This window comes from Gymnodinialimonas sp. 57CJ19 (assembly GCF_038396845.1).
Classification (GTDB): domain Bacteria; phylum Pseudomonadota; class Alphaproteobacteria; order Rhodobacterales; family Rhodobacteraceae; genus Gymnodinialimonas.
Map to the genome: position 1 here is coordinate 1,692,957 of NZ_CP151587.1, position 11,435 is coordinate 1,704,391.

Annotated in this window: 9 protein-coding genes; 5 read left to right on the forward strand and 4 right to left on the reverse strand. The window is 64.6% G+C overall.

From position 1 onward, the window contains the following. Window positions 1–88: 88 nt before the first annotated feature. From truA to AADW23_RS08315, 4 genes are all read left to right on the forward strand, one after another. Complete coding sequence (truA, locus tag AADW23_RS08300; protein WP_341864038.1) at window positions 89–874, forward strand: tRNA pseudouridine(38-40) synthase TruA; 786 nt, start codon at window positions 89–91, stop codon at window positions 872–874. Next, window positions 871–3,009 carry a selenide, water dikinase SelD gene (selD, locus tag AADW23_RS08305; RefSeq protein ID WP_341864039.1) on the forward strand — a complete coding sequence of 713 codons (2,139 nt, stop codon included), beginning with the start codon at window positions 871–873 and terminating at the stop codon, window positions 3,007–3,009. Before truA ends, selD begins: the two co-directional genes overlap by 4 nt. 69 nt (window positions 3,010–3,078) lie before the next feature. Further along, window positions 3,079–5,385, forward strand: coding sequence for a xanthine dehydrogenase family protein molybdopterin-binding subunit (locus tag AADW23_RS08310; RefSeq protein ID WP_341864040.1), 2,307 nt, complete (start codon window positions 3,079–3,081; stop codon window positions 5,383–5,385). Continuing rightward, window positions 5,372–6,466, forward strand: coding sequence for a DUF2235 domain-containing protein (locus AADW23_RS08315; RefSeq protein ID WP_341864041.1), 1,095 nt, complete (start codon window positions 5,372–5,374; stop codon window positions 6,464–6,466). The genes AADW23_RS08310 and AADW23_RS08315 overlap by 14 nt, the downstream gene beginning before the upstream one ends. Window positions 6,467–6,613: 147 nt before the next feature. On the opposite strand, the gene hrpB is transcribed toward AADW23_RS08315, so the two are convergent. Beyond that, window positions 6,614–9,019 carry an ATP-dependent helicase HrpB gene (hrpB, locus tag AADW23_RS08320; RefSeq protein WP_341864304.1) on the reverse strand — a complete coding sequence of 802 codons (2,406 nt, stop codon included), beginning with the start codon at window positions 9,017–9,019 and terminating at the stop codon, window positions 6,614–6,616. Window positions 9,020–9,110: 91 nt separating this feature from the next. Between hrpB and meaB the strand changes: the two genes are divergently transcribed. Then, a complete protein-coding gene (gene meaB, locus AADW23_RS08325; RefSeq protein ID WP_341864042.1) occupies window positions 9,111–10,082 on the forward strand; it encodes a methylmalonyl Co-A mutase-associated GTPase MeaB in 972 nt (323 codons plus the stop codon). 50 nt (window positions 10,083–10,132) lie between these two features. Here meaB and AADW23_RS08330 read toward each other — a convergent pair whose 3' ends face one another. Genes AADW23_RS08330 through AADW23_RS08340 form a run of 3 tightly spaced genes read right to left on the reverse strand, consistent with a single transcriptional unit; the run spans window position 10,133 to window position 11,372 of the window. Beyond that, window positions 10,133–10,654, reverse strand: a complete 522-nt coding sequence (locus tag AADW23_RS08330) for a DUF4166 domain-containing protein (RefSeq protein ID WP_341864043.1) — start codon at window positions 10,652–10,654, stop codon at window positions 10,133–10,135. Further along, on the reverse strand, window positions 10,654–11,106 hold the full coding sequence (locus AADW23_RS08335) for a DCC1-like thiol-disulfide oxidoreductase family protein (protein ID WP_341864044.1): 453 nt from the start codon (window positions 11,104–11,106) through the stop codon (window positions 10,654–10,656). The genes AADW23_RS08330 and AADW23_RS08335 overlap by 1 nt, the downstream gene beginning before the upstream one ends. Beyond that, on the reverse strand, window positions 11,103–11,372 hold the full coding sequence (locus AADW23_RS08340) for an HlyU family transcriptional regulator (protein ID WP_341864045.1): 270 nt from the start codon (window positions 11,370–11,372) through the stop codon (window positions 11,103–11,105). Before AADW23_RS08340 ends, AADW23_RS08335 begins: the two co-directional genes overlap by 4 nt. Window positions 11,373–11,435 lie beyond the last annotated feature (63 nt).

Sequence of the window (11,435 nt, forward strand, 5' to 3'; positions counted from 1 at the left end):
TGCTTCGTGATCGCCTAAAGATAGTCATTCGCACCAAAGGTTTCGAGGGCCAATGGACGGGGAAGCTGACATGGGATAGCCCCGTAACATGCCTCGTTATGCTTTGAAGATCGAATATAATGGTCAGCCCTTTGTCGGCTGGCAACGCCAAACGGACCTGCCGTCGGTGCAGGGCACGATTGAGGCCGCCTTGGCGCGGTTGGAAAAGGACGTGCCCACCATCGCCACGGCCGGGCGCACCGACACGGGCGTTCATGCGGTGGGGCAGGTGGCCCACGCCGATATGCAGCGCAACTGGACACCGTTCCGGCTGGCGGAGGCGTTGAACCATCATCTCCGGCCCCACCCCGTTGCAATCACCGCCTGTGCGCAAGTGACCGAGGATTTTCACGCCCGGTTTTCGGCCCAATGGCGCAGCTACACCTACCGCCTGATCTCTCGCCGGGCACCGTTGATCCATGACGCGGGCCTTGCGTGGGGCGTGCGCGGCAAGTTGGACGTGGCGGCGATGGCGGAAGGGGCCAAGCACCTTCTGGGGCAACACGATTTCACCACCTTCCGCGCCACCCAATGTCAGGCCAATTCTCCGATCAAAACGCTGGATGAGGTCCGGCTGGAGGAGATCAACTTACCTGCGGGCCAGGAGATCCGCTTTCACCTGAAAGCGCGGTCTTTTCTGCACAACCAGGTGCGTTCTATCGTTGGCTCGCTAGAGCATGTGGGCTCTGGCGCGTGGGAGCCCGATAACATCCGCCGCGCCTTGGCAGCCTGTGACCGGGCTGAATGCGGCACCGTCGCCCCGCCACATGGGCTGTATATGACCGGTGTAGGCTACCCCGATGATCCGTTTGCGGAAGGGTGGAAAGAGGCATGACGCCGTTGGTCCCGATCGTAAAGGAACTGGTGTTCGTGGGCGGGGGCCATACCCACGCGTTGGTCCTGCGCAAATGGGGCATGAACCCGGTCCCCGGCGTGCGGGTCACGCTGATAAATCCCGGCGCGACCGCCCCCTATTCTGGCATGTTGCCGGGGCATTTGGCGGGGCATTACGCCCGCGAAGACCTTGATATTGATCTGGTGCGGCTGGCGCGTTTTGCCAATGCTCGGCTCTTGGTGGACCGCGCCGTGGCGATTGATCCGGCGGCAAAGCTGGTGCGCTTGGCCTCGGGGCGGGCGGTGGCTTATGACATCATGTCGCTGGACGTGGGGATCACCTCGGAAATGCCCAAGCTGCCGGGCTTCTCGGAACATGCCATTGCGGCGAAGCCCTTGGGCCGGTTTGCGGACCTTTGGGCGCAGGCTTGTGGCGATGAAGGCCCGATTAACATCGCGGTCATCGGCGGCGGTGTCGCGGGATGCGAGGTTGCCATGGCCGCCGTTCACCGGATGCGGTCCTTGGGCCGCGAGGTGAGTGTCAGCGTGATTGACCGAGGCGACGTTCTCTCCGCCGTTGCGGCCTCGGCCCGGGCCAAGCTGTTGGCGGGGCTGCACGACCACGGGGTTACGCTGATCGAGGGGGCAAATGTCGCCCGCGTCACCGCTGAAGCGGTAGAACTAGAGGACGGGCGTCGCGTCGCGTCAGACCTGACCATCGGCACCGCCGGGGCCACGCCGCAGGCTTGGGTCGCTGAAAGCGGTTTGCCCTGCCACGATGGGTATCTGGAGGTGGACGAACACCTGCGCTCGCCCGCTGATCCGTCGATTTACGGCGCTGGGGATTGCGTGCATCTCGTCCATGATCCGCGCCCCAAGGCAGGCGTCTATGCCGTGCGGGCAGCGCCGATCCTTACCCATAACATTCGGGCTGATCTGCTGGGGCAGCGGGCCAAGCCTTTCCATCCCCAGAAGGATTTCCTGAAGCTGGTGTCCTTGGGCGGCAAGGTCGCCGTGGCCGAGAAATCCGGCATCGCACTGGCCGGTGCGCCTTTGTGGACCCTCAAGAACCGCATTGACCAGGCGTTCATGGACAAGTTTCGGAACCTGCCGGACATGCCCCAGCCGCAAGCGCCCAAAGGCGCGGCCATTGGCGTTTCGACAGAGATGGAGGGCCCCGTGCCCTGCGGCGGTTGCGGGGCGAAGCTGGCCTCGGGCGCGTTGACAGGCGTGATGGCGCAAACCATGGGGGCCAGCCGCGATGACGTGGAGGCCGTGCCGGGCGACGACGCGGCGGTCTTGAAGATGGGGGCGGCCCGTCAAGTCATCAGCACCGACCATCTGCGCGGCTTCGCGCTGGACCCCGCTTTGGTGGCCCGGGCCGCGGCTGTCCATGCCTTGGGTGATATCTGGGCAATGGGGGCGACCCCGCAGGCGGCCCTTGCGCAGGTGATCTTGCCTCAGGTGGCGGCGCGATTGCAGGGCCAATGGCTGGAAGAGGTGATGCACGCCGCCGCAGAGGTCTTCGCCGCAGAGGGCGCGGCGGTTGTGGGCGGCCATTCCTCTGCCGGGGCAGAGCTGACGGTTGGATTCACTGTCACCGGGTTGCTGGACGGTCCCGCGATCACCCTGAAAGGCGCGCAGGTGGGGGATGCCTTGATCCTCACGAAACCCATCGGTACGGGCGTTATTCTGGCGGCAGAGATGCAGACCAAAGCCCCCGGCGAAGACGTTTTGGCCTGCTGGCAGGCGATGGCGAAGTCTTCCGGACCGGTCGCCCGGGCGCTTGCCCCCATAGCCCACGCGATGACCGATGTGACCGGGTTTGGCCTTGCCGGTCACCTGAGCAACATTTGCGGGGCGTCTGGCGTGGGCGCAGAAATCACGCTCGATGCCGTGCCGCTACTGGCCGGCGCCGAGGCGCTGGCCCGCAAGGGCATCCGGTCGAGCCTTTGGGCGCAGAACCGGGCCTCGGTCGTGGCTGCGGCCCCAAAGACCCCGCTGGCCGATCTGATGTTTGATCCCCAAACCGCAGGCGGCCTTCTGGCGGCAATCCCCGCCGAACTGGCCGAGACAATCCCCGATGCCAACCGCATCGGGACGGTGACACAAACGCCCGGGTTAACGTTCCGGTAAAGACCCACTGGACACCAGAGCCTCCGCGTCTAGTGTCTGCACAAACCACCCTTTTGAAAGGCGCGCCAGATGTCGAAATTCGGTTCCAGCCAGTCTGTCACTCGTTATGAGGATACGCGTTTTCTGACCGGGGCAGGCCGCTATGTGGACGATATCGCCCCGAATGACGCGCTGTTTGCCTATGTCTTCCGATCCCCCATGGCCCACGGTGTCATCACCGAATTGGATGTCTCGGACGCGCTGATGGCAGAGGGCATTCATGCGGTCATGACGGCGGCTGATCTGAAGGCTGAGGGTTTCGACAACGCGATGCGCTTTTTTCGAGCGGATAACCGTGACGGCACCAAGGGCAACGACGCGCCACGTCCAATGCTGGCGGAAGGGCATGTGCGATTTGTGGGTGAACCGGTGGCGTTCGTGGTCGCCGAAACCTTGCAGCAGGCCAAGGATGCGGCAGAGCTGATCGTCTTCGATGTGGATGATTTGCCGGTGAAACTGGACATCGCCCCCGGCGGGCCCGTCTTGCATGAAAGCGCACCCGATAACGTGGTCTACGATTTCGGCGTCGGGGACGAAGACGCAACGCAAGCCGCGTTGGACGCGGCAGCCCATGTGGTGACCTATACCAGCTACGACAACCGCGTGATCGTGAACTCGATGGAACCGCGCGGGTGTTTCGCTGAACTGGACGGCGACCGCCTGCACCTGTCGGTGAACGGGCAGGGCGTATGGGGCATCAAGAAAGACCTCGCCAAATTGTTCAAGACCGACGCGGCGCAGATCCGCGTGACCAACCCCGATGTGGGCGGCGGTTTCGGGATGAAAGCGATGGTCTACCCCGAGAACCTCTTGGTACCGATCGCCGCAAGGCAACTGGGCCGTCCCGTGCGCTGGATGGCAGAGCGCACAGAGTCCATGCTGTCCGATAACGGCGGGCGCGACCTCAGCGTGACCTGCACCTTGGGCTTTGACGCGGATCACAAGATCACCGCCTACAAGGTCGATAGCCTGTCGAGCATGGGGGCCTACAATTCCGAGTTTGGGCAGGGCATTCAGGCCGGTCTCTTTGCCAAAGTGCTGTGCGGCCCCTACGACATTCAGACCATCGCGTTCCGTAACCGCGGGATTTTCACCAACACCACCCAAGTCGACGCCTATCGTGGCGCCGGCCGCCCCGAGGCGATTTATGCGCTGGAACGTGTCATGGACCATGCGGCTCGTGAGTTGGGCGTGGACCCGGTGGAATTGCGCCGCACGAACTTCATCAAGCCCGACGCCTTCCCCTATACCTCGGCCACCGGAGAGCTTTATGACGTGGGCGAGTTTGACCGTGTGCTATCGCGTGCCGTGGATGAGGCCGACGTGGCAGGCTTCGCCGCCCGCCGCGCGGCTTCCGAGGCGAAAGGGCATCTGCGCGGCCTTGGGATTGGGTTCTACATCGAAAGCATCCTCGGCTCGCCTGACGAAACCGCCACGGTGGAACTGACGGAAACAGGCGCAACGCTATATGTCGGCACCCAGTCCAACGGGCAGGGCCATGAAACGGTCTACCGCCAGATCCTGCACGATCAAACCGGCTTGCCCCTTGATCAGATCGAGGTCGTGCAAGGCGACAGTGACCGGATCGCTACGGGCGGCGGCACCGGCGGCTCTCGCTCGGTCACAACCCAGGGCACAGCGATGCGGGCCACGGCGGATGTGCTGATATCGGGCCTCGTGGGCTTTCTGGCGGATGATATGGACGCCCGCGACATCAGCTTTGACGCGGAAGAAGGCGTGTTCCGCGCCCCCGGCTCCAACGTGGTGATTACCTTGCTGGAGGCCGCCGCACGGGCCAAGGCGGCGGGACGGGAAGACTTGGCGAAAGCGTCCGAAACGACGACCCTGCCGGGGCGGTCCTACCCCAACGGCTGCCACATCGCCGAGGTCGAGATTGACCGAGATACCGGAGAGACCCGCGTTGAACGCTACAGCGTGGTCGATGATTTCGGCGTGTTGATGAACCCGATGCTGGCCGAGGGCCAGGTTCATGGCGGCGTGGCCCAAGGCATCGGGCAGGCGATCATGGAACACACCGTGTTTGACGACGACGGCCAGCTTCTGACCGCCACGTTCATGGACTACGGCATGCCCCGTGCCGTTGATTTGCCGATGATCGAGTTCCGCAACGAGGTCGTTCCCTCCACCGCCAACATCCTTGGCATGAAGGGCTGCGGAGAGGCGGGAACCGTCGGCGCCTTGGGCGCGGTAGCCAACGCCGTGCAAGACGCTTTGTGGCCCCTGGGCATTGAGCATGTGGATATGCCCTTCACCCCGGTGAGGGTCTGGGAAATGCTGCAAAACGCCCCCACAGAGGCTTCTTTTGCTGGGACTTGAGACCATATGGGCGTGGCTGAAGGGCTTCCGGCAAAAGCCTGCGCCCGATGATGCCTCGCCCCGTGTGCCCCGCAGCCATGTGGTGCTGCTGGATGGGACGATGTCGTCCCTCACGCCGGGGTCCGAGACGAACATTGGCCTGACCTATCGTCTTCTGACGGACGCAACGCAGGAGCAGCCCCAGGACCCGCGCCTTAACGTCTATTATGAACCCGGCATCCAATGGCGCGGCATCCTGCACGCTCACGAAGTCATGGCGGGTATCGGCATCAACCGCCAGATCCGCCGCGCCTACGTCTGGTTGGCGAAATCTTACGAACCGGGCGACCGGGTGTTCTTGATGGGGTATTCGCGCGGGGCTTATGCGGTGCGATCCTTGGGGGGGTTGATCGACAAAATGGGCTTGCTCCGCCCGGATGCCGTGACGGAAAGTCGTGTTGAGGCGCTGTATGACTTGTACCGCAGTGACGCGGCCAGCGCGCAGGCCGACGCGATGCGGGCCGAATACTGCCGAGCCGACGATGCACCGATCAGCTTTCTGGGCGTCTATGACACGGTGCGCGCCTTGGGGATGCGCTATCCGCTGGTGTGGCGGTTCTTGCCGTTGCCGCACCCGTTTCACACCCACGAATTGGGCGAGCATATCAAGGTTGCGCGGCAAGCCTTGGCGATGGACGAAACGCGGGTCGCTTACCGCCCGATCCTTTGGAATACGGACCGCGCCGTGGCGGGGCAGAGCGTTTCGCAGGTCTGGTTCAAGGGCTCTCACGGGGATATCGGCGGGCAGTTGAACGGCAACGACGCCGCACGCCCAAGGGCAAATCTGTCATTGGTCTGGATGCTGGAGGAAGCCGAAGCCACGGGCTTGCCCCTGCCGCCCGACTGGAAAGAGCGATTTCCGACCGATGAATTTGCGCCGTCGGTGGGGAATTTCTCGGGGTTTGGGAAATTGTTCTGGGAACGGCGGCGGCGGGAAATTGGGGCAGATGCCTCGGAATCCCTGCACCCCACCGCGCAGGCTTGGGCCAATGATCTGGGCATCAAGATCGAAGCCCCCAGCGACCAAGCCGCGTCGGGCTGAGCGCCCTTCGGGCCTCGCTTGCGCTTTGCTTCGCAAACCGCCCCGCGCCTTCGGCGCGTTTCTTGTGCTGGCGCGCCTTCGGCGCATTTACTAAGGGCCGCGTTCGGCGCGATTTCGCAGGGCCGCCTTCGGCGGCGAATGACAGCGCTATTGCCCCCGCGGTTTGACCCGCAATGTCGGGTCCGCTTGGCGGGGGTCTTCGGGCCAAGGGTGACGCGGGTAGCGGGCGCGCATCTCCTTGCGGACATCAGCGTAGGAGCCATCCCAAAACCCCGGCAGATCTGTGGTGACCTGCACCGGGCGTTGTGCGGGCGACAGGAGCGTGACCTTCAGGGGCAGGCGATCGGGGCCAACCACCGGGTGCACGGTCGTGCCGAACACCTCTTGCAGGCGCAGCGACACTTCGGGCACTTCACCGGCGTAATCTATCGCGATTTGCCGGTTCATGGGCGTGGTCCACGCCTCGGGCGCGAGGCGGCTGGCCTCTTGCAGCGCGTCCCACCCGAGCCAGGCTTCCAGCGCCGGGGCCGGGTCAAACCGGGCAATGTCGTCGGCGTTCTTCACGCCGACGAGGAAGGGGGCGGCCCAATCGGGCAGCGCGCTGAGGAGCCGTTCGTCGGACATATCCGCCACCCCCGAAAACGCCACACGCGCCCGCAGCAGGCGGGCCCGTTTGTTCCAGCCGAGCGCTGCAAGGCCAAGGTCGCGGATACCGTCCATCGCCGCTCCGATCATCGCCTCGGGCGGCGCGTCTTGCCAAGGCTTGTCGTCCAGCACCAGTGCCCCAAGACGCTCTTGCTGGCGGGCTTCCACACGGCGGTGCCGCCTGGACCATTGGCAGACGTTTTCCCAAGCGATCTGGTCGCCGTATAACGCCCTGACGTCCCTTTCGGACACCTCCACGCCCATGCGGATGCGGGCCTCTCTCGGGTTGCCGTCCAGATCTGTGGCCACGATCAGCCTTGCCCCGCTTAGCCCGTCGCCATCGGGCAGAACCGCGCCTTTGCCGCCGGACAAAACGTAGCGCGGCTGATCTCCGGGGCGGCGCAGTCCGATCCGGTCGGGGTAGGCCAGGGCGGCCTGTGCGCCGGGGCTTTGTTTCTCTCCATCCTCGTAGCGCCGCAAGCGTTTGGCGTCTTGGCGCACGCGGGCGATGATGCCTTCGTTGGCGTTAAATTCCCTCGGGGCGTCCAGGGCCTTGAGGCGCAGTTTCAGGTCCACCCCGCGCCCCCTGAGCGGATCTCTCTCGGCCAGCAACGCCGCCAGCCGTGCCGCGCCGGACCCGCCCTTCGCGACCATATGCGCCAAACGCGGATGCAGCGGCAAACGCGCCAGCTTGCGTCCATGGGCGGTGATTTTACCGTTCTCCAAGGCCCCCTGCCCGTGCAACAACGCCTGTGCTTCGGCCATTGCGCCTGCGGGCGGCGGGGTCAGGAAGGCGAGCCCCTCGGCGCTGCCCCAAAGCGCCAGTTCCAACGCGAGAGAGGTCAGGTCGGCGGCCTCGATCTCGGCGGGGGGGAAGGCGGGCAAAGCGCCCTCTGCGCCCTTGGTCCACATCCGATAGCACGCGCCCTTGGCCACGCGGCCCGCGCGTCCCTGGCGTTGCGCGGCTTCGGCGCGGCTGACCGGGTCTGTTACCAGCCGGGTCATGCCTGATCCGGGGTCGAAGCGCGCGCGACGGGCGCGGCCTGCATCCACCACAATGCGTATGTCCTCGATCGTTAACGAGGTTTCCGCAATCGACGTCGCCAGCACCAGCTTGCGCCCCGATGGCTCGGGCCGGATCGCGGCGCGTTGCTCGGCCAGTTTCAGCGCCCCATATAGCGGTCGCACCACGACATCTGCGGGCAATCGCCCCTTCAACGCGCCCTCTACCCGGCGGATTTCGCCCTCTCCGGGAAGGAACACCAAACAACCGCCCGCGACCTCCTCCATCGCTTGCAGCACCAGATCGGCGACGGAGGCTTCAAAACGCGCGTCCCGGTGAAGCGGCGTGGAGAGCCAGCGGGTCTCAACCGGAAAGGCGCGGCCCTCGGACGAGATCAGCGGCGCATCGTCCAGCAAAGCGGCCACGGGGGCGGCGTCCAGCGTGGCGGACATGACCACCAGCCACAGGTCTTCGCGTAACGCGCCGCGCACCTCCCACGTCAGGGCCAGCCCGAGGTCCGCATTCAGAGACCGTTCGTGGAATTCATCGAAGATGACCGCGCTGACGCCCGGCAGTTCTGGATCGTCCTGCAACATCCGGGTCAGGATGCCTTCGGTTACCACCTCGACCCTTGTGTCCGGCCCCACGGCGCTATCGCCGCGCACCCGGTAGCCGATGGTTTTTCCCACGTCCTGGCCCATGGTCTGCGCCATGCGTTCCGCGGCGGCGCGGGCGGCAAGGCGGCGCGGTTCCAGCATCAGGATACGGCCCGGCACCTCGGGCAGGAGCGCCAGGGGCACGCGGGTGGTTTTGCCGGCACCGGGCGGCGCTTGCAAAACAGCACGGCCCTGATCGCGCAGGGCGGCCACAAGATCGGGCAGAATAACGTCAATGGGCAAGTCCATGGCAACGGCGATAGGCGGGCTTTGGGCTTGCGTCAACGGCTGGACACTTTGCGCGCCAATGGGTCAAGTGGGGGCACTGGAAGGAGCAGACATGATCGACGATCTGGCAGAGCGAATTGCGACAGGAGAACGCCGCGCCCTGGCCCGCGCCGTAACCTTGGTGGAAAGCACCCGCGCCGACCATCAGGCGCAGGCCGCGGACCTGCTGGAACGCTTGCGCGGGTTAAACCGCCAAGCCCTGCGCATCGGCCTTTCGGGCACCCCCGGCGTCGGAAAATCCACCTTCATCGAGGCCTTCGGCATGGCGCTTGTGAAAGCGGGTCTGCGGGTGGCCGTCTTGGCCGTTGACCCCAGCTCGGCCCGGTCCGGCGGCTCTATCCTTGGGGATAAAACCCGGATGGATCTGTTGAGCCGCGAGCCCAACGCCTTTATTCGCCCCTCGCCCTCGTCAGCCGCATTGGGCGGCGTTGCCCGCCGCACGAGGGAGGCGATTGCCCTATGCGAAGCGGCCAATTTCGACGTGGTGCTGATCGAGACCGTGGGGGTCGGCCAGTCAGAAACCATGGTGGCGCAGATGTGCGATCTGTTCGTCTTGTTGCTGGCCCCGGCGGGCGGGGACGAATTGCAGGGCGTGAAACGCGGCATCATGGAAATGGCCGACCTGATCCTTGTCAACAAGGCCGATGGCGATCTGAAAGCCACCGCCTCGCGCACCGTCGCCGATTACTCCGGCGCGTTGCGGCTGTTGCGCAAACGGCCCCAGGACCCGGCAGATTTCCCCAAAGCCATGGCGGTTTCAGCGGTGGAAGGGAACGGGCTGGAGCAGGCCTGGACCGAGATGCAAACGCTGGCCACTTGGCGGCGTGAGAACGGTTACTGGGACAAGACGAGGGCGCAACAGGCGAGCCATTGGTTTGAGTACGAGGTGCGAGAGGGACTTCTGGCCCGTCTGCGCGAGGACGAGAGCGTGAAAGCCGCAATGGCCGATCTGGCGCGCTCGGTGGCCCTGGGTGAAGCGACGCCGACGGCAGCCGCGCGGGAGATCTTGGTCGGGTTGAAATAGCGAGCGTCGGCGGGGGAAGCGGGCTCAAGCCCGCCCTACGACGGGGTGGATTACGCAGGAGCAAGGGTGCCTTGGTAGCGGATCACCAGCCCCAAGCCGCGCAGGCGGGCGTGCACGTCAAACGTGATCTCGCCGTCCTCGGTCACGCCCTCCACCCCTTCGGCACTGCTCAGAACGCCAAGGGGCATCGGCAGGCCAAAGCCGCGCAGGCCAGTGATCGGGATCAGAAGCCTGTCGCCTTCCACCTTCGGTTCCATCAGAAACTCACTGGTGCCGACCTGTTCGGCCACGACCCCGTCCGCGTGCAGCCATTGCAGGGACCGGGTCATGTGGCCGTCAAAGTTACGCTCCCAAATCTCTTTGCCGCCGTCGCGGGTGGCGCGGAAACTGAAAGGCATTTCGCCGGATTTCGCAGGCATCCCGCCGGACTTCGCGATCTGCCGGGTCAGGGCGTTGCCGTGGGTGACGGTCACACGGCCCTTATAGAACACCGTATTCTCGACCGCATGGAAGGCCTGCAACGGCGCGGGTAGATCATGGAAAGCATTGCCCAAGATGCGTGGGTATAGCATCAGATCACCCCGTCGATGAAACGCGCCCGCAGGGTCGCGTCGGGCATCATGCAGGCGTCATAGCGGCCAAATATGGCGTAACGGTTCTTGGCGATCCGGTAATAGAGGAAACTGCGCAGCGGCTCGGGAATGAAACGGGTCGCGGCCAGCGCCTTATAGGGCCAGCCCACGGCAGACATCGCGGCGGCGAATGCATCAAGGCGCTCATAGATCATGCCGTCCACGATAACGATATTGGTGTCGAAGTCATCCACCGGCATGTCCAGCGCCGCGTAGACCTGCCCGCCGAAGTCCGATTGCGCGTGGGCGAAGTGGAAACGCTGGCCCTTGTCGGTGCGGACGATGAACCGAAAGAAGGCCGAGCACAGCACGCATTCGCCGTCGAACACGATCAGATCCCGTTCTTTCAGCCTCTCTTGAAGGGCTTGGGGCAGGGCGGACGTGGATCTCACCGGAAAATGCTGTCGCCTTGTTGGTCGATCAACATCTTGGCCTTGAACAGAGAGGTTTCGGCTACTTCTTCCTGCGTCCGGCAGGTATCGGCGCGGATCATCTGATGGACCTTGGTTTCGCCGTCTACGTCCTTCTCGATCCGGGCGGCCACGCGGAAGCCGCCTTGCTCGGACTGCGGGTCCACGAAAATGCGGTAGTCGTTGTGGAGGACGGGCTCTGCCTTGGGCTTCTCGCCGCCGCCGAAGAGTTTGGAGAGGAGGGACATGGGGGGCTCCGTTTTCTGGGTCGTGTCCGAGGATAGGAGGAATGGGAGCAGGAGGGAAGGGAG

Excerpts from the sequence above, each read along its gene's own strand:
- meaB (WP_341864042.1), top strand. The coding sequence starts at position 9,111 with ATGATCGACGATCTGGCAGAGCGAATTGCGACAGGAGAACGCCGCGCC.
- selD (WP_341864039.1), top strand. The coding sequence starts at position 871 with ATGACGCCGTTGGTCCCGATCGTAAAGGAACTGGTGTTCGTGGGCGGG.
- AADW23_RS08310 (WP_341864040.1), top strand. The coding sequence starts at position 3,079 with ATGTCGAAATTCGGTTCCAGCCAGTCTGTCACTCGTTATGAGGATACG.
- AADW23_RS08340 (WP_341864045.1), bottom strand. The coding sequence starts at position 11,372 with ATGTCCCTCCTCTCCAAACTCTTCGGCGGCGGCGAGAAGCCCAAGGCA.
- hrpB (WP_341864304.1), bottom strand. The coding sequence starts at position 9,019 with ATGGACTTGCCCATTGACGTTATTCTGCCCGATCTTGTGGCCGCCCTG.
- truA (WP_341864038.1), top strand. The coding sequence starts at position 89 with ATGCCTCGTTATGCTTTGAAGATCGAATATAATGGTCAGCCCTTTGTC.
- AADW23_RS08330 (WP_341864043.1), bottom strand. The coding sequence starts at position 10,654 with ATGCTATACCCACGCATCTTGGGCAATGCTTTCCATGATCTACCCGCG.